This window comes from Acinetobacter marinus, from assembly GCF_900096915.1.
Classification (GTDB): Bacteria; Pseudomonadota; Gammaproteobacteria; order Pseudomonadales; family Moraxellaceae; genus Acinetobacter; species Acinetobacter marinus.
This window is the reverse complement of record NZ_FMYK01000003.1, coordinates 84,191-103,718: the sequence shown is the minus strand read 5'-3', so window position 1 is coordinate 103,718 and position 19,528 is coordinate 84,191. Positions and strand designations below refer to the sequence as shown.

At 43.1% G+C, this 19,528-nt stretch carries 16 protein-coding genes, 1 tRNA gene and 1 riboswitch; of the genes, 3 read left to right on the top strand and 14 right to left on the bottom strand.

What is annotated here, in order from left to right:
* The first annotated feature begins 45 nt into the window (after positions 1–45).
* Together BLQ60_RS06500 and BLQ60_RS06495 are read left to right on the top strand one after the other, a co-directional pair.
* Positions 46–924, top strand: coding sequence for an NAD(P)/FAD-dependent oxidoreductase (locus BLQ60_RS06500; RefSeq protein WP_092617782.1), 879 nt, complete (start codon positions 46–48; stop codon positions 922–924).
* Positions 925–1,151: 227 nt separating this feature from the next.
* Positions 1,152–1,658, top strand: coding sequence for a CC0125/CC1285 family lipoprotein (locus BLQ60_RS06495; RefSeq protein WP_092617779.1), 507 nt, complete (start codon positions 1,152–1,154; stop codon positions 1,656–1,658).
* 128 nt (positions 1,659–1,786) lie between these two features.
* Here the strand turns inward: BLQ60_RS06495 and BLQ60_RS06490 are convergent, their stop codons facing one another.
* A complete protein-coding gene (locus BLQ60_RS06490; RefSeq protein WP_092617776.1) occupies positions 1,787–2,929 on the bottom strand; it encodes an acyl-CoA dehydrogenase family protein in 1,143 nt (380 codons plus the stop codon).
* Between the two features lie 355 nt (positions 2,930–3,284).
* Here BLQ60_RS06490 and metK point away from each other — a divergent pair, with 355 nt between their 5' ends.
* Complete coding sequence (metK, locus tag BLQ60_RS06485; RefSeq protein ID WP_092617773.1) at positions 3,285–4,454, top strand: methionine adenosyltransferase; 1,170 nt, start codon at positions 3,285–3,287, stop codon at positions 4,452–4,454.
* A 105-nt stretch (positions 4,455–4,559) separates the two neighbouring features.
* Here metK and BLQ60_RS06480 read toward each other — a convergent pair whose 3' ends face one another.
* The 13 genes from BLQ60_RS06480 to fumC all read right to left on the bottom strand — a co-directional run bounded on the left by BLQ60_RS06480 (position 4,560) and on the right by fumC (position 19,407).
* Positions 4,560–4,997, bottom strand: coding sequence for an SRPBCC family protein (locus BLQ60_RS06480; protein ID WP_244515976.1), 438 nt, complete (start codon positions 4,995–4,997; stop codon positions 4,560–4,562).
* A 184-nt stretch (positions 4,998–5,181) separates the two neighbouring features.
* A complete protein-coding gene (locus BLQ60_RS06475) occupies positions 5,182–5,637 on the bottom strand; it encodes a hypothetical protein (RefSeq protein ID WP_092617767.1) in 456 nt (151 codons plus the stop codon).
* Between the two features lie 160 nt (positions 5,638–5,797).
* Positions 5,798–8,461: a DNA mismatch repair protein MutS gene (gene mutS, locus BLQ60_RS06470; protein ID WP_092617764.1), complete on the bottom strand. Its 2,664-nt coding sequence runs from the start codon at positions 8,459–8,461 to the stop codon at positions 5,798–5,800.
* Between the two features lie 221 nt (positions 8,462–8,682).
* A complete protein-coding gene (locus BLQ60_RS06465) occupies positions 8,683–9,111 on the bottom strand; it encodes an organic hydroperoxide resistance protein (RefSeq protein ID WP_092617761.1) in 429 nt (142 codons plus the stop codon).
* 406 nt (positions 9,112–9,517) lie between these two features.
* A complete protein-coding gene (locus tag BLQ60_RS06460; protein WP_244515975.1) occupies positions 9,518–9,949 on the bottom strand; it encodes a MarR family winged helix-turn-helix transcriptional regulator in 432 nt (143 codons plus the stop codon).
* Between the two features lie 185 nt (positions 9,950–10,134).
* Positions 10,135–11,550, bottom strand: a complete 1,416-nt coding sequence (glnA, locus tag BLQ60_RS06455) for a type I glutamate--ammonia ligase (protein WP_171259065.1) — start codon at positions 11,548–11,550, stop codon at positions 10,135–10,137.
* A 331-nt stretch (positions 11,551–11,881) separates the two neighbouring features.
* Positions 11,882–13,135 carry a D-amino acid dehydrogenase gene (locus BLQ60_RS06450; protein ID WP_092617752.1) on the bottom strand — a complete coding sequence of 418 codons (1,254 nt, stop codon included), beginning with the start codon at positions 13,133–13,135 and terminating at the stop codon, positions 11,882–11,884.
* Between the two features lie 200 nt (positions 13,136–13,335).
* A riboswitch (glycine riboswitch) is annotated at positions 13,336–13,450 on the bottom strand.
* Positions 13,451–13,615: 165 nt separating this feature from the next.
* Complete coding sequence (gene folE, locus BLQ60_RS06445; RefSeq protein ID WP_171259083.1) at positions 13,616–14,164, bottom strand: GTP cyclohydrolase I FolE; 549 nt, start codon at positions 14,162–14,164, stop codon at positions 13,616–13,618.
* 171 nt (positions 14,165–14,335) lie between these two features.
* The gene (locus BLQ60_RS06440; RefSeq protein WP_092617746.1) at positions 14,336–15,064 is read right to left on the bottom strand and encodes a Smr/MutS family protein; all 729 of its coding nucleotides are present in this window, start codon (positions 15,062–15,064) and stop codon (positions 14,336–14,338) included.
* A gap of 233 nt (positions 15,065–15,297) precedes the next feature.
* Positions 15,298–15,373, bottom strand: a tRNA-Arg gene (locus tag BLQ60_RS06430).
* Positions 15,374–15,474: 101 nt separating this feature from the next.
* Complete coding sequence (locus tag BLQ60_RS06425) at positions 15,475–16,719, bottom strand: dihydroorotase (protein ID WP_092618663.1); 1,245 nt, start codon at positions 16,717–16,719, stop codon at positions 15,475–15,477.
* 103 nt (positions 16,720–16,822) lie between these two features.
* Positions 16,823–17,839, bottom strand: a complete 1,017-nt coding sequence (locus BLQ60_RS06420) for an aspartate carbamoyltransferase catalytic subunit (protein ID WP_092617740.1) — start codon at positions 17,837–17,839, stop codon at positions 16,823–16,825.
* A gap of 173 nt (positions 17,840–18,012) precedes the next feature.
* Positions 18,013–19,407, bottom strand: a complete 1,395-nt coding sequence (fumC, locus tag BLQ60_RS06415) for a class II fumarate hydratase (protein WP_092617737.1) — start codon at positions 19,405–19,407, stop codon at positions 18,013–18,015.
* Between the last annotated feature and the right edge of the window lie 121 nt (positions 19,408–19,528).

Genomic DNA, 19,528 nt, shown 5'->3' with positions numbered 1-19,528 from the left:
TTATTGATAACGTAACTTCATATGTTACTTATTAAGGAATTTCTCATGCAATATGATGTGGCAATCATTGGTGGAAGTTATGCAGGTTTGTCCGCAGCTTTACCTTTAGCACGTGCTCGGCGCAGTGTTGTCGTGATTGATCACGGTCAACGGCGCAATCGTTTTGCGTCGCATTCTCATGGTTTTTTAACCCAAGATGGTACATTGGCGAGCGAGATTGCTGAGATTGCTCGTGAACAAATTTCACGTTACTCAACCGTGCAGTTTGAAACAGGTCAGGTGCTTGATGTTGCTAAATCGAATGATCTATTTCACGTCTGTATAGATAAAATCCATGCCATCACTGCCAAGCGGATTATTATTGCTACAGGTGTGACAGATCAATTGCCGGAGATTCAAGGGCTACGTGAACGCTGGGGACAATCTATTTTTCATTGCCCCTATTGTCATGGATATGAGTTGAATCAAGGTCAGATTGCGGTGATCAATAGCTCAGAATTTTCAACTCATCAAGCAATGATGCTACCAGACTGGGGACAAGTCACGTTTCTGAGCAATGGGAAAAACCTGACCGATGAAGAGCGTAAGCAACTTGCGTCAAAAAATATTCCGATTATTGATGATGAAATAGCAGAAATTAGTGAGCATGCGACGATTAATTTGCAAAGTAGCGCTTCACAACAATTTGACGGCATCTTCGTCAGTAGCGCCACACGCATTTTGCAAGATTGGATCAAGGCGCTTGGTGTAGAGATCGAAAGTAATGGCGTCGGTGAATGGATTAAAACCGATGCAATGAAACAAACCTCGATGGATGGCGTGTTTGCCAGTGGTGATGTGATTCGATTTGGTGGTTCAGTGCCACTTTCTGTGGCAGATGGCAATCTTGCTGGTGTGTCGGCACATCGTTCTTTGATTTTTTAAGTGCGAATCCAAGTTGATGGGAATCATGATTATTCAATCAAATTCTCATCATATTGGTTCAAATCATTCCAGCTCCAATCATCTAATATTCAATCATCTAAGCGCTCATCACTCAAACTGAAATCATCAAAGAAAATCACTAGATAAACCACCAACAAATCAGGTATGCTTAAATCGTATAGTGCGTCACATTTTAGATAGAAATAATCGGATCAAAGGATTAGAAAATGAAAAAAATATTGATGCTATGTGCGATTTCTGCTGTGCTTTTCGGTTGTACCACACCGACAAAGTACAAACCCATCGGAAATATTACTGGAGATGGTTATGAGGAAATCGAATTATCACCGAATTATTTTAAGGTGATTTTTCGAGGCAATGTGGAAACATCACTTGAGCGCACTGCTGATTTAGCGCTATTGCGTGCATCGGATTTGATGCTAGCGAGAAATTGCCCGAGTTTTGAAGTGGCGAAATCCGACCAAGATGTGACCACTCGCCTTTGGTCTCGACCTGAGACACTCACCACGACGACCGATACGCAAACCATCGGAGATACCATAAAAACCACGACCAAAACTGATAGCACAGGTGGTGATCTCTATGAAGTACATTTCCCTAAAGTCACGCTGGAAGTCAAATGCAGTACTGCCAAACCTGATTTAGAAAAAAATATTTACGATACGGCTTTTATCAATCGCTCACTCAAGCAAAAGTATCAGATTAAAAATTAAAGTGCGCATGCATCACCTGATGGCGCATCGTTCTTTGATTTTTTAAATATCTATTCCAAAGCAAGATATGAAAATGCCCACAAATGTGGGCATTTTCAATCATTCAATATGCTATTTCAGCCGTTCAATCAACGCCCCAACACATCTCGTGCCACAATCTCTTTCATGATCTCATTGGTACCACCATAAATCCGCTGAATCCGTGCATCTACAAAGAAGCGTGAAATCGGATATTCAGTCATATAGCCGTAACCACCAAACAGTTGTAGCAAATTATCCGCGACTTTCATCTGCATATCAGAGGAGAATGCTTTGATTGCGGCAGCAGTTTGCACCGTCATCACACCGTCCATGTACTCCTCTAGACAGCGCTCATAAAATGCTGCCACAGCTTGCTCATCAATCTTGGCTTGGGCAATGACAAAACGAGTATTTTGAAATTTGGCAATCGACTGACCAAAGGCTTGACGTTCTTGGACGTATTTTACCGTGACATCAATCGCACCACGAATCGCACCTAATGCCGTCGCTGCAATCGCTGTACGTTCACGAGGAAGCTCTTGCATCAAATAAATAAAGCCGTGCCCTGCTTGACCGAGCAATTGATTTTTCGGCACTTTGACATTATCAAAGAACAGCTCAGAGGTATCTTGAGAATGTAAGCCGATTTTGTCTAAGTTGGTGCCTTTTTTAAAGCCGTCTAAATGCGTATCCACCAGCATCAGTGAAACACCTTTTGCCTTTGCAGTGGGATCAGTTTTCACCGCAAGCACAACTAAATCTGCATGTTGACCATTAGAAATAAACGTCTTTGAACCATTTAATAAATAATGATCATCTTGCAAAATCGCATTGCTACGAATCGACTGCAAATCCGAACCTGCACCAGGCTCAGTCATACCAATCGCACCGACCACCTCACCTGTCACCATTCTTGGGAGCCAATATTGCTTTTGCTCATCATTGGCAATGTGCAAAATATACGGTGCGGCAATCTCCGAGTGACACGAAATCGCCGTCGATAATGCACCATAGCCTGCACGGGCAGATTCTTCCACCAACATCAAAGAATAGTGTGTCGGTACGCCATAACCGCCATATTCCTCTGGCAGATCGACACAGAGATAGCCATTTTCACCGAGCAGATTCCAGACTTGGCGAGGCATCAAGCCTTCTTTTTCCCAAGTTTCATAATGCGGTGCAATGTGCTCTTGCATAAAACGGCGAAAATTGTCACGGAAGAGTTCTAAATCGGCATCGTGCTTTAACATGTGCTTATCCTTGCGAATGAAATTTGAATCAATACGAACTGTTCTTGTTCGCATCATGGCTAATTTTTTTAATTATGCCACTTCCGAGGCGCCTTTGAGATCACATCTGACGACAAAGTGTGAACTGATCAGCCAGTTTTTGATTTTTTTCTACACTTGTCCAAAATGTAAAATACTTATCTGAATTTATGCGAACTTTTTCTACATCTTCTGACAGATGAATTATTATTTTATTTCAATCGCTTAAATATTCATTATCAAAAGTATTGATTGAATTGCCCCTGTGCTAACCTGCCATCTTGGTGCAATATGATGTAATATATCGCCATTTTTAAAATTCAAGATTGGAATATCCATGCGCGAGTACGCTGTATTTACATCAGAATCCGTGAGTGAAGGTCACCCAGACAAAATGGCTGATCAGATCAGTGATGCGATTCTTGATGCCATTTTAGAACAAGACATTTATGCACGTGTCGCATGCGAAACTTTGGTTAAAACTGGTGCGGTGGTACTTGCAGGGGAAATCACCACCACGGCAAATATCGATGTGGAAAATATTGTCCGTAACACAGTGAATGGCATCGGCTATCATCATTCTGACTTAGGCTTTGATGGTTCGACCTGTGCCGTGATCAATATGATCGGCAAGCAATCGCCAGAGATTGCTCAAGGTGTAGATCGCCAAAAACCTGAAGATCAAGGTGCTGGCGACCAAGGCTTGATGTTTGGATATGCCAGCCGTGAAACTGATGTGCTCATGCCTGCGCCAATCTCTTATGCGCACCGCTTAATGGAGCGCCAAGCTGAGCTACGTCGTAGCAATAATGGCTTGCCGTGGCTACGCCCTGATGCGAAAAGCCAAGTCACTTTTGCCTATGAAAATGGCAAACCAGTTCGCCTTGATGCGGTGGTACTTTCGACCCAACACGATCCTGAAATTTCTCAAGCGGATTTGAAAGAAGCAATCATTGAAGAAATCATCAAACCTGTAATTCCTGCGGAAATGTTCCATGCAGGCACGAAATTCCACATCAATCCAACAGGGATTTTTGTGATCGGCGGTCCAGTTGGCGACTGCGGTTTGACTGGTCGTAAAATTATTGTTGATACCTACGGCGGTATGGCGCGTCATGGTGGTGGTGCATTCTCTGGTAAAGATCCATCTAAAGTTGACCGCTCGGCAGCCTATGCAGGTCGTTATGTGGCGAAAAATATCGTGGCTGCGGGACTTGCGGATAAATGTGAAATCCAAGTGAGCTATGCCATCGGTGTGGCTGAGCCAACGTCGATCTCGATCAATACGTTTAACACAGCAAAAATCCCTGAAGAAACCATCATTGAATTGGTGCGTGAGCATTTTGACCTACGTCCGTTCGGTATTACACGTATGTTGAACTTGTTGCAACCGATGTATAAGCAAACAGCAACTTATGGTCACTTTGGTCGTGAAGGCAGTAGCACTGCATTTACATGGGAGCAAACTGATAAAGCAGAATTACTCAAAGATGCTGCAGGGCTTTAAGCCTTGATCTAGAATCGACTTAATCTAAAACAAAGCCTGCTCAATGCAGGCTTTGTTTTAAATAGCAGAAATTTCAGAAGATTTTAACTGCCGAATAAATAATATTTACGCACTTTCTGACAATGCTTTTAAAATGTCTAAACCTTTGGTAAAGCCATTACGCATCATGTCTTCCCATTCCGCATCAGTATCCAATTCGACTTTGACAATGGTTTGCCCTTGCGTATTTTCACTTAAAAAGTACTTTTCCTGTGCACCTTTCATTTTTAGGACTTGTGGACTGTCAAAATCCTCTACCCCATTTTCCATAAAACCAAGATGGGTAAATACAAGGACATTCGGTTCATTCATCTCGCTAATCGTTGAAATCATGCCGTTTTGACTGCCGTCTAAAAAGAGTGTCCGACCGTTCACCTGCCAATCCGACTGCATCCGAGAATCAGCACTGAATGCACTCGTCCACTTTGGATAAGTATCTTCGCCCCAGAGTTTTTGCCATACTGTGGTTAGATCTGCATTGATGATTTTTTCAAAAGTGAGCATGATCATTTTTCTTTCTCCAGCTTTTCCAGTTTTATGCATTCCGCTTTTAATATAGATCGTTTCCATTACAAATGACTTTAGCGAATTTTTATTGGTTTGAATGTTGAAGTTTTTTATACAGCGTAACTATTGATAACTCGCCTGAGATTCAATGGAAATTGTTCTTCAAATTACGTGTTTAGCACTAGATTCGTGTATTTTTATGCCACATCAGGTCTGCAATTAAACTGGATTCGACAGTTAAGTGACTCGCTTGAATTTTCTGATTGATGAATTGTTCAAAGGCATTTTTATCTTTACCTGACCAATAAATGCTCGGCAATAAAATAAAACGCTGTGCGCCTGCATAAAACACATAACTGCCCTGTCCGCCCAGCTCGATGCGATCAATGTCTTGCCAATGAATTTGATATTTTCCGATGAAGCAATGCTGTTCAATAACATGCTCATCTACGAAATATGTGCCTGAACACAGCAGAAAAAATACAGCAATCAAATCAAAAAAAGCCAAGCACAGTACAGGTGCATACTGCCCTGCATAAAAGGCACTGATCAAATTTAAACTAAAGAAAAATAATCCAAACGACCCGACATACGCTAATGTTGCGAGTGATACCCTGTAACTATTCTTTTGATCCATAACAAATTATTCCGCTCAAATCGGTGAGCGTGAGGCTGATCTTACAATGCATCTGATAAACATCGCACAGATTAAATCAGCCTGTCCTTAAACCGCATTCATAAGTTTAGTTTAATCCAGCTTAATGTTTTTTGATATAAACCAGCATACCCTTTGTCGCTTATTTCATCTGTTGTTTGAGTTGATAGAGCATATCCAAGGCTTGTCGTGGCGTGAGATCATCCAATTGTAAGTTTAATAATTGCTGTTCAATCTCTTGATATTTCTCCAACAACGCTTGATCGACTGTAAAACTTTCTGAATCATCAAACTGATTTTCTTCAGGTTGTGATTCGACAAGCTGAGGCTCGGCGAAAAGGTCGCTTTGTACTTGTTGCGGTATCGCCTGTGCTTGATGTACTTCAAGTTCAGAGAGTTTTTTCTGCGCAGATTTAACCACATTTTGTGGAATGCCTGCGAGCTTTGCCACTTGCAAACCATGACTTTTACTGGCCGGCCCATGCTGGACTTTGTGTAATAAAATCAATTGTCCTTTGATCTCTTTGGCCACCACATGATAGTTATCTATCGCAGACTCCGCACCAAGCTCAGTCAATTCAAAATAATGCGTGGCAAACATACACAGGCATTTAATGCGTTTGGCGAGATCAAGCACGCACGCCCACGCCAAAGACAAGCCATCGTAGGTACTTGTACCACGCCCAACCTCGTCCATCAGCACCAACGACTGACTGGTGGCATGATGCAGGATTTGCGCTGTTTCGGTCATCTCCACCATGAAAGTGGACTTGCCTGAGGACAAATCATCCGCCGAGCCAATCCGAGTAAAAATCCGATCAATACTACTCATCTTCGCCACATCCGCAGGGACGAAACTCCCACAATGCGCAAGTAACATAATCAATGCGGTCTGACGCATATAGGTCGATTTCCCGCCCATATTCGGACCAGTGATGATCGCCAAACGATGCTGTGCATCAAGGTGGGTATCGTTGGCGGTATATGGCGTTTTGATTAAGGCTTCCACCACAGGATGACGACCACCTTGAATATGTATGCCTGTTTCAAGCTGAAATTCAGGGCGTTGCCAATGGTGCATGCGAGCTTGGGTCGCCCAGTTGGCATAGACATCTAGTTCCGCAATGGCTCGACTCATGGTTTGTAGTGGCACAATTTCGTCACGAAGCTCTTGCAGAAGCAATTCATAGAGTTGCTTTTCACGGTTCAGCGCACGAGCTTCACTGGAGAGCACTTTATCTTCAAAAGATTTGAGCTCTGGCGTGATGTAGCGTTCGGCATTTTTTAAGGTCTGACGACGGATGAAATGTGCTGGTGCTTGCGCCGCTTGCGCACGAGACAGTTCGATATAGTAGCCACTGACTCGGTTATAACCGATTTTTAAGTTGGCAATACCTGAAGCCTCACGCTCTTTTACTTCCAAATCAATCAGGAATTGCCCTGCATGATCACGAATCTGACGCAATTCATCCAATTCATCATCAAAGCCTTCAGCAATCACGCCACCTTCACGCAGTAATACAGGCGGCAATTCGACAATCGCTTGATTGAGCCGATCATAAATATGCTGAAATTGACCGAGTTCTCTTGCAATACGAGTCAGTGCAATATCACCATTTTGCAAAGTTGCTTTTAACGCATGTTGTAAAAATGGCAACTGACCACAGGCTTGACGCAATTGCACAATATCCCGAGGTCGAGCAGTACCTAAGCCAATGCGTGACAGGACTCGTTCAATATCGCCAATCTCTCGCAATACCAAACGCAGTGGCTCTTCATGAAAGCCATCTTTGATGGTTTGTACCGCATTGAGTCGTTCATTCAACACTGCACTATCACGAATCGGCTGTGTGAGATGTCGTGCAAGCAGTCGTGAACCCATTGCGGTTTTACATTGATTGACCAAATCAAATAGCGATGTGCCATGCTCAAATAATGGCTCGATAATTTCGAGATTGCGCCGTGTAATCGGATCAAGCGCAATAAATTGATCGGATTGCTCCACTTTGATACTGGTGATGTGCGGTAACGCCGTTTTCTGCGTTTCACGTGCATAATGAATCAGCGCCGCCGCCGCCGCTTGGGCAAGCTCCAACTGATCTAAGCCAAAGCCAGCTAAGGACTTCACCCCGAATTGATCGCATAAAGTTTGATAAGCATTTTTAATATTAAAATCAACATTTGGACGCAGTGTAGTTGGACAATCCAATTGTGCTTCGATCTGGGCAAATAGCTCTCGATCGACCATCGACTCATCGACAATCACTTCATTTGGCGCAATGCGTGCCATTTCCAAGATCATTTGATCAGGCTGTAAGGCTTGTTGTTGTACTCGGAATAAGCCAGCACTTAAGTCTAAAACCGCAATACCAATTTGACCTTGTTTGATTGCAATCGAAACCAGATGATTATTTTGACTACTTGCCAACAACGCATCATCGGTCAATGTCCCTGGTGTTAATACACGAACCACTTGACGCTCTACAGGTCCTTTACCTGTAACCTCACCCACTTGTTCACAGATTGCTACTGTTTCCCCTGTTTTGATCAAGCGTGCAAGATAGCCTTCAGCGGCATGATATGGCACACCTGCCATCGGGATCGGCTCGCCATTGGACTTACCACGATGCGTGAGGGTAATCCCTAAAATTTTCACCGCTCGCTGGGCATCATCGAAGAACAATTCATAAAAATCGCCCATACGATAAAACAATAACGCCTTGGGATATTGTGCTTTGACTTGTAGGAATTGTTGCATCATCGGCGTATGCGAATCTAAGTGTTCAATCGCTTGCTTTACATCCATCAATACGCCCTTGATCAATTCTTCAAAAAAGTGGAACGTCACATTATAACCAACACAATTGCAAACGCTAGCCTGCCAGACCTTTGAACTCTGTATAAAATGTTAAGTGCCGAAATATCGACAATTTTCGGTGATTGGAAAACTGCAAATCCATAAAAAATCCCCTGATTCGGGGATTTTCACTGCATATTTAAGTGCGTTGAATAAGCACAAGCTCGAACTTAAACAATCACATTTAAGGTCACATCAATATTGCCGCGTGTTGCATTTGAGTATGGGCAAACGATATGTGCTGCATCGACCAGTTTTTGCGCTTCGGCTTGATCCATACCTTCCAGATGAACATTCAATGTCGCCTCAATGCCAAAACCATTTGGGATTGGACCGATACCAACCTCACCATCAATATAGGCATCTTTTGGAAGTGAAATCTTGTCACGCCCTGCGACGAACTTCATCGCACCCAAGAAACATGCCGAATAACCCGCAGCAAATAGTTGCTCTGGATTGGTGACTACACCACCAGCACCACCCATCTCTTTTGGCACACCTAGCTGTGCATCCAGTGCACCATCGTCAGAACGTACACGACCATCACGACCACCTGTTGCAGTTGCTTTTGCGGTATAGACTACATTTTCTAAAGCCATGAGAATAACTCCTTAAAATTAATATCGCCAACAAATATATCGTACACGATATATTTAATATTTCAAGCATGAAATTTCACTTGAGTGTTAAATAGGGTCTGTTGACATTTCACAGATGCTTGCGACTACGGATGTTTTTTAGGCGATACTAGGCAGGAATGAGGAAGTTTAGTCATTCTAAATAACTCGTTCCTAACGACGTAGCGTCAAAAAACATCCTAGTCCCGAAGGGTTATCGCTAAAACTGCCATAAACTTCGTTATGAAACTTGGCAAGGGAGTGACCATTCCCTTCGTTTCATGCCTCGTTTCTGTGGTTTTAGCTGATAACGCAATGCATGGTTGAAATGTCAACAGACCCTAATGTAGCGCCTTATGAATTGCTAAATTGTTGTTTATTGTTTCGCTTATTTTTGATTAAGCTGTGTTCTCAAGTCATTTAACGATTGTTTCAGCTCAATGATCTGTTCAAGATCACACTCTGTTGCACACAGCACTGCTTCGGGAATATTTTCAGCCTGTTGTTGTAATGCTTTGCCCTGCTCGGTGAGATGAATCAGTACCTGTCGTTCATCTTGACTTGAGCGACGACGCTCTAAAAGGTGCTGCGCTTCAAGTCGCTTGAGCAATGGTGTCAATGTGGAAGATTCTAAAAAAAGTTTTTTACCAATCTCGGAAACCGTAAGCTGATCTTTTTCCCATAACACCAACATCACCAAATATTGCGGGTAAGTAATATTCAGCGGTGCGAGCAGTTCTCTATAGTGTTGATTCAATGCCAGATTTGCCGAATACAAGGCAAAGCACAACTGATTATCGAGTTTAAGTAATTCATTCACAAAAATACCACGCCATGTTTATTTAAAAGTGCATCATTTCAGAGATAATTATAAAGCGTTTATCCAAATAAATCGCACACAATTTAATCTTGTCTATGGATAATTTTGTTTTGCCATAAAAAAAGCCCGCACATGGCGAGCTTTCTTGGATTGTAAATACAGTAGACGTATTACATAAAGCTGTATTACAAGCTGTAGTACATATCAAACTCAACTGGATGAGTCGTGGTGTTCAAACGACGTACATCTTCAGTTTTCAATTCGATATATGCATCAAGCATTTCTTTGGTGAATACACCGCCTTTGAGCAAGTATTCGTGATCTGCTTGAAGTGCTTCAAGTGCCATATCTAGGCTATGCGCAACTGTAGGGATTTTCGCTTCTTCTTCAGGAGGAAGATCATACAAGTTTTTGTCAGCAGCTTCACCTGGATGGATTTTGTTTTGAATACCGTCGATACCCGCCATCAACAATGCCGCAAAACCTAAGTACGGATTCATCATTGGATCAGGGAAACGTGCTTCAATACGCTTACCTTTCGGGCTAGAAACGTAAGGAATACGGATCGATGCAGAACGGTTACGTGCTGAGTAAGCCAACATAATCGGTGCTTCGAAGTGTGGTACCAAACGCTTATACGAGTTGGTTGATGGGTTAGTGATCGCATTCAATGAACGTGCATGTTTGATCACACCACCGATGAAAAACAACGCCATTTCTGAAAGACCTGCGTATTCGTCACCAGCAAACAAGTTCTTGCCATCTTTAGAGATCGACATGTGAACGTGCATACCAGAACCATTATCCCCTACAAGTGGCTTCGGCATGAAAGTCGCAGTTTTTGCAAATTGGTGCGCAACGTTATGTACTGCATATTTAAACTGTTGTACTTCGTCCGCTTTACGAACCATAGTGTTGAAGCTCACACCGATTTCCATTTGGCATGATGCAACTTCGTGGTGATGTACTTCGACACGACCTGGACCCATGATGTCTTCGATTTTCGCACACATTTCTGCACGCATATCTTGACCTGAATCTACTGGTGGCACTGGGAAGTAACCACCTTTAACACGTGGACGGTGACCTGAGTTACCTGCATCGTATTCTTTACCAGTAGACCAAGCTGCTTCTTCAGCAGAGATGGTGTGACGTGCGCCAGACATATCGATGTCCCATTTCACGTCATCAAATACGAAGAATTCTGGTTCTGGACCAAAGAATGCTGTATCACCGATACCAGTTGATTTCAAATATTCTTCTGCACGACGTGCGATAGAACGTGGATCACGCTCATAACCTTGACCAGTTGATGGCTCGATCACGTCACAGGTCACAACTACGGTTGCTTCTGCGAAGAATGGATCAAGGAATGCAGTTTCTGCATCAGGACGTAAAATCATGTCAGACGCTTCGATACCTTTCCAACCTGCGATTGACGAACCATCGAACATTTTACCGTCTTCGAAAGAATCTTCGTCGATGGTGTCTGCTGGGTAAGTCACGTGTTGCTCTTTACCTTTGGTATCTGTAAAACGGAAGTCTACCCACTTCGCGCCACTTTCTTTGATTAACTCAAGTACTTTATTAGACATGTGCATTACGCTCCAGTTGAATTTGTTCGCACCTGTTCGGTGCTTGTCCAGTTGGCAGTTTATTACTTGGGTCTAGTATAGCAATTCCCATACCAACTTTTATTCCCTTATCTAAAACATTGATATTCTTAGAACTCAAGCAATTTTAGAGTATTGAAATCCGTTTTATTATACTAAGCAATTTTAAAAATGCACTATTTAGAAACATCTGCATAAATAATTCATTTTTGACCCACAAAAGCGCACCAAATTAATACCTGACACACTTTTGATATTGTTTATGCATTAAAATAGTGCATTTTCACATAATACGATGCGATTCAATGCAACCCGTCTTTTAAGCATCCAACTTTTGATGCATCGATTGACTGATCAGTTCTGCGGTTGCCATTGAAAGCGTCCAACCGAGATGACCATGCCCTGTATTATAAAATACACGAGGATGTTTGCCTTGCTCGACCCGTGGCATCAGATTTGGTGTCATCGGACGCAGCCCACTCCACGGCACACTACTGCACGCATCAAGATAAAAGTTTTGTCGAGTCCACTGTAATAGTGGAAATACTCGATCTGCCCGTATATCACGATTATAGCCATTAAATTCCGCAGTTCCTGCGACACGGAAGCGGTTATCGCCTAAACGGCTGGCTACGATTTTTGCGCTTTCGTCGAGCAGGCTCACCCACGGTGCATTTTCTGGATGAGGTTCTGCCTCAAGATTGACCGTGATCGAATAGCCTTTGACAGGATAGATGTTGACCCGATCGCCAAGTTTTTCTGCCAGTTGATAGCTATTCACACCGCCACAAATCAACACGGCATCTGCTTCGATAGGATGTGCTTCAAATTGCTCAAAGGCGTCATCACTTGGCTTGATCATCAACGTCACACCGCCATCTTGAAGACTGTTGCCGTGTAATTGAATATCTGTCACATCAGTGCCGAATAGATATTCAACCCCATATTTTTCTGACACTTTTGCTAAGCCGTTGGTAAATTTATGAATATCTCCAGTGGCATCATCAGGCGTATAAAAACCGCCGACATAGTCGCCTTTTAGTGCAGGCTCAATACTTTTCATTTCTGCTGGACTCACTGCATGACGCACCAAGCCACCTTTGCAAAGGAGTTCATTGACCTTTTGCGCTTTTTGAAAATCAGCATCATTATGGAAAAAATGCAGAATACCTTTTTTCACCAAATCAAAGTCGATACCTTCTTGTTCTGCCACATCGAATAGGCGATAACGTGCATCGAGCGCCAACTTGACGGTTTCGATGGTATTGGCTTCATAGTCTTTGATATGTGATACAAATTGGTACAACCAACTGTATTTGTGCATAGAAAATGATGGATTGAGCAACAATGGTGCATCCGATTTGCCCATCCATTTCATGCCTTTACGAATGGTTGAAATTTGATTCCAAACCTCCGAGTTACATGCAGAAAGTTGTCCACCGTTGGCAAATGAGGTTTCCATTGCAGGTTTTAAATGACGTTCGATGACGGTCACTTGATGACCGAGTTTCGCCAGTGCATACGCAGAGGTCACCCCTGTAATGCCCGCACCGATAATACAAATTTTTGACATAGTGCTCTCGTACCTATTGCTTGATTATGCGGATGCATAGACCTCATCTGTCATCGGTACCTGAGAGTTTCGATTGGTTTTACTTTTCTAAATAAACATCACATCAACATACTTTAGAAAAATAAACTCAACCATCCCCTTCGGTGAGCTTGGCTAAACACGTTCTCGACATGTTTAAACTGCTTCTCTCCAGATTGTGAATCATCATCACGGTCCTTTTGCCTGAGAGTTTCCGAGGCTGTTGCTCCTTCGGCGTGCATTTTTCAGCAATATTTTTAATAAATCATGCTGATTACACTCTCCCGCAATGATCATTTCAGCTCAACTGAGCTGCGTTTCACCCAAGATGTAGCATGAAATATGCCACAGCTCAATTGTATTTTGAGCTATTGCTTAAGTTACTCTATTTTAAGTATAAAAAAAGGCAGAATTTAAAAATTCTGCCGTTAAATTCATCATTCAAACTACGCCTGTGCACCATTAAAACACTTCTGGCACGGCACTTAAGAATTCTTGACGCGCTTGTTGATTGTCTTTCATCTCACCCAGATACGAAACAGTACGGGTAGTTGAATGTTGTTTACCCACACCACGCATCACCATGCACATATGCGCCGAATCAATCATCACCGCCACACCACGTGCACCTGTTGCTTCTTGAACAGCTTCGGCGATTTGCTTGGTGAGATTTTCCTGAATCTGTAAACGTCGAGCAAACATCTCGGTAATACGAGCAAATTTCGATAAACCCAACACCTGACCTTCAGGTAAATAGGCAATGTGCACACGCCCATAAAATGGCAATAAGTGATGCTCACACAGTGAATAAAATTCGATATTTTTGACTAAAACCATCTCACGGTTATCCGCAGGAAATACCGCTTTATTGATAACATCTTCGAGCTTTTGTTGATAACCTGAGGTTAAAAATGAGAATGCTTTTGCCGCACGTATTGGCGTATCTTGAAGCCCTGGACGTGCCAAATCTTCACCAATTTCCGTTAAAATTTTTGCGTAGTATTGTTGCATACTCATGGGCTTACACTAGGTTCATCAAATAAGGTGCGCATTGTAGCAGAAACCTCGGCATAATTCAGTCCGAAGCACTATATTCGTGCTGAATTTATCGGATTCGTCATTGTGCTATTGTTGATTTTTTCTATGGTCGAATATCTCTGCGCTATAAAAATGCAAGTTCAGTTAATTCTGCGCATCATATTTCGGATTTTTCTCAGCACGTTTTAACAGCACCAAAACAGCGCCCGTACCACCTTGATTCTCTGGTGCACTGACAAATGCCAACACTTCTCGATGTTGACGAAGCCAACCATTGACGCAGGTTTTCAGTACGCCATCTTTGCCTTTGCCATGCACGATTTTTACTACATTTTGGTTATTTTCTTTGGCAATATGCAGTAACTCAAGCACAGCACTACGCGCTTGCTCGATGGTACAACCATGCAAGTCCACCGCTTCAAACCAACGCATCTTCCCTGCTTTTAAATCCTCAAATACACGATGTTGCAAAGTGGCAATGCGATAGCTGAGAAAGGCTTGATTCGCCACAGGGTTAAGCAAAGCCTGCATATCGGAGAGCGCCTCACCTTCTGCGATCTCACTGCCCTCTGCTGCCATACGCTTTGCCAAGGTTTGCGCATCGACTTTCTTTTGTTTCGTGGTATTTTCAGGCTGTGCAAGATTATGATCTTTAATCTTTTCTACGCCTTGCATGGCTTTGGAGAAGAGTTGTGATTCGTCCTCTATAGTCTGTGTATCTACGCTATTATTTTTTTGTGCTTTGCTTTTTTCTGCATTACTTTTTGTTTGGGCGTGACTGTCTGTGCGGTCACTATCACTATGAATTTGCTTTTTAAATTGTTTGAGTAGGTCGAGTTGCGATTTTGAAAGTGAGGTGTCGTGTTTGCTCATGGGATGAACTATAAAAGGCTTAACTAAATATGGTTCAAAATTATAGCGCAATAATTGTGAAATGGATGAATATCTTAAATTTTGAATGTTTGAATAAAGATCATCAATTAAAGTTGCACAAACTGGAAGGCATCTTGCGATTTGCAATTGCTTGTTATGCTAGTTGCATTGGACTCCCAGCTAAATATCAAAACATCGAACACATTTAAAATAAATTTTATTGAAAATTATTATGGTGCGCTCAGCGGGACTCGAACCCACGCCACAGGCTTCGGAGACCTGTACTCTATCCAGTTGAGCTATGAGCGCATAAAGAGGAAACACATCATAGGCAATTATGCAATGCAGGTAAAGTACCATCTACATTCACACCATATAATTGCCTAGATTTCAAACAGCTTATGTTTGAATTAAACGGTTTGGATGAAGCAATCCATCACTTTGCCTTTGAGCTGTGCATTGATGAGTGGCGTATTTTTGCCTTGTGACGACATCGCTTTGGCATCCATCGCCCACGTTTGTTCTGGATTGACCAATACCCAACCCGATTGCGCTTGCCATGTTTCTGTGAGATGAAACACTTGTGCAGCATTGATGGTTACGCTTTGTACCCATTGTAACGGCGTTAATAAACCTTCATCGACGAGTTGTACACCGAGCGACACAAAACTATCAAATGCGCTAAAGCCCGATTCTGTTTCAGCAAATGGTGCCATTTTTGCCGAGCTACTCAGTGGCTCATGATGCGTGCAGATCGCATCAATCACACCCGAACGCACACCTTCACGGAGCGCTTGACGATCTTGTTCAGAGCGCAATGGTGGACGAACATGGGCAAGTGAATTAAATCCATCAATAATTGCATCGGTTAAATGCAACTGATGCATCGCCACATCCGCTGTCACAGGTAAACCTTTGGCTTTGGCATTGGCAATCAGTTGTACCGACTCACCACAAGACAATAAACCAAAATGTGCTTCGACACCTGTCGCTTCGATCATGTGCAGATATTTTGAAATAGCGACTGTTTCAGCGATTGGTGGAATCATTGGTAAACCTTGTCGAGATGCGATAAAACCTTCATGCACACAGCCATCTTTAGCAATTTCAGGTTCTTCGGCGTAGAACACGACTTTTAAGCCGAGTCCTGCAGCGTACTCCATGGTACGAATCACCACATCATCATTGGCAAAAGCAGCATTGGCATTGGATACTGCGATACAACCGCCTTTGCGAAGTCCTGCCATATTTGCAGGTTGCTGACCATTTAAGCCTTGGGTTTGTGCGCCGATAATGTGGAGATAAATGCCACCATCTTTCAGTGCTTTTTCACGTAGTCCTGCGAGCAATGCGCCATTATCTTGGACAATCGGCTTGCTATCAGGCGGGGTCACGATATGCAAAATACCATTTTTACGTGCAGCAAGCCCTTCGGATTTGAGCGTACCGTGTTGTTGCTGACCTGGTTCACGAAGTCGAGCGCAAAGATCCAACATGGTTGGCATCAGCCAATGCCCTTTGCCGTCGATTTGCGTGATTTGACTTTGATCAACTGCCTTTCCATCGACTAAACGCCCTTGATCTAAATATACCGTTTGCACTTGATCAGTTTCAGTAAATGGGTTTATTACACGAACATTTTCAATTTTTACAATTTGGCTTGTGTGGTTTTGACTTACTTTACTTGGGTTTGCTTGGACTTCGCTCACAATAGTCTCACTTTAATTTTGCAGAATATTTTCAAATTTCATTTCAGATTTACAGACTCAATGTGTCAGCAAAGCCTTGATGTTGCAATTGTCCTTGCATACTTAAAGCAAGCACCGCCATACGCACCGCAATGCCATTGGTGACCTGTTTTAAAATCACCGACTGCGCACCATCTGCAATACTCGAAGCGATTTCCACACCACGATTCATTGGCCCTGGATGCATCACGATCGCATTCGGTTTAGCCAAAGCCAGACGCTCTTCATTTAAGCCATACAACTTATAGAACTCTTGTTGAGAAGAAAGTGCAGGCGAATCAATCCGTTCATTTTGGATCCGCAGCGCAATGATCACATCGCAGTCTTTCACACCTGCATCCATATCGGTAAATAAACGCACATCTTGCGAATAATCATCAAATGCCACAGGGAGCAAAGTGCGAGGACCAATCACCCGAATATCGCTACAACCCAAAGTTTGTAGGGCAGCAATATTTGATCGTGCCACACGAGAATGTTTAATATCCCCGATAATCGCCACGCTCAGCTCGGAAAATGGTTTATTCGATTCACGGCGAATGGTCAGCATATCGAGCATGGCTTGGGTTGGATGCGCATGGCGTCCATCACCCGCATTGATAATTGCCACATTCGGGCAGACGGTTTCGGCAATAAAATGCGCTGCACCTGAAGCCGAATGACGCACCACAAAAATATCCGCCGCCATCGCCTCAAGATTCCACAAGGTATCTCGTAAAGTTTCGCCTTTACTGGTACTTGAGCGGGCGATATCAATATTCAAGACATTTGCAGAAAGACGTTTGGCTGCCGCCTCAAAAGTCGTACGGGTACGGGTTGAGTTTTCAAAAAATAGATTCATCACCGTGCGCCCTTCTAATAACGGCGTGGTGATCAGATTATTATTGTCATCAAAAAAACTTTGGGCAGTATCAAGAATTTGCGTGAGATTGCTTTTGCTCAGCCCTTCGATGGTCAGAAAATGCTTAAGATTGCCATCTTGATTGAGCTGAATCTGACTTGGTTGGTGTTGTGCAGCAATGTGCATATTAAAATCCTCAATCGGCGCAGCCTCAAATGCGCTTATTCTAACGGAAAATCGCTGGGTTGCGCAGTTTTTTAATTTGAAGTGATTTTGTAGAAAGCAGCGAATTTTAATGATAAGACAAAAGCATTGAGCAGTTTCTCCACCCAATGCTTACTTTTTATCTCAGCAAAGCATTACAGATTTGGATGCACCATTTGTGCGGGTTGCACCACTTCATCAAATTGCGCTGCTGTCACCAAACCAAGTTCGACTGCAACTTGTTTCAATGATTTATTTTCTTTATACGCCGTTTTGGCGACTTTAGCAGCATTTTCATAGCCAATCACAGGATTCAATGCCGTGACTAACATCAATGAGTTATGCAAGAAATGATCAATTTTTTCTTCATTGGCTTCGATCCCGACGGCACAGTTGTCATTAAAACTATTCGCCGCATCGCCAAGCAATTGAATCGATTGCAACAAGTTATAGGCAATCACAGGCATAAACACATTTAACTCAAAATTGCCCGAAGCGCCTGCAATATTAATCGTCGTATCATTACCCATCACTTGCGCCACCACCATAGTCATGGCTTCACTTTGGGTTGGATTGACCTTGCCTGGCATGATGCTTGAACCAGGTTCATTTTCAGGAATGCGCAGTTCACCCAAACCACAACGAGGACCACTGGCAAGCCAGCGCACATCATTGGCGATTTTATTGAGGCTTGCTGCGATGGTTTTCAGTGCGCCTGAGGCAAAGACTGCGGCATCACGCCCTGCTAAGGCTTCAAATTTATTCGGTGCAGTCACGAAAGGAAGTTGAGTCAGTTCTGCCAGTTTTTTTGCTGATTTTCCTGCATATTCAGGATGGGCATTGAGTCCCGTACCAACGGCTGTTCCGCCAAGTGGCAATTCGTATAAACCCTGTAAGGCATAATCCAAACGTGCCAAACCATGCTCAAGCTGACTGACATAACCGCTAAATTCTTGCCCTAAAGTCAGTGGTGTTGCATCTTGCAAATGGGTACGACCAATCTTCACAATCGATTCAAATTCAGCAGATTTTGCAGCCAAAGTATTTTTTAAATTGGTGAGTGCAGGAATCAGCAGTTCATTGATCTGAATCGCTGCGGCCACATGGATCGCAGTTGGAAATGAATCGTTGGTGGATTGCGCACGATTAACATGATCATTGGGATGTACGGGCTTTTGTGCGCCGAGTGGCTGACCGAGTTTTTGATTGGCAACATTGGCAATGACTTCATTGCAGTTCATGTTGCTTTGCGTGCCTGAACCTGTTTGCCACACCACCAAAGGAAACTGGCTATCCCACTGTCCGACAATGACTTCATCGGCTGCACCAACGATGGCATCACAGATGTCTTGAGGAATTTGATCTAAAGAGGCGTTGGTCAATGCCGCAGACTTTTTCACCAAGCCCATGGCACGGATCATCGCTCGTGGCAGTCGTTCTTGACCAATTTTAAAATTTTGCAGGCTACGCTGTGTTTGTGCGCCCCACATGGCATCGCTAGGTACGGCGACATCGCCCATGGTGTCATGTTCAATACGTGTAGTAGACATACGTTCCTCTCTGTTGCTCGCACGATTTCGATCGTGAAAACTTTGATTTTATAGTCGAAGAAATTTATTTCTGATACAAGGCAACCGAGTGAAAATGTACAAATTTGACTTCAAGCAAGGT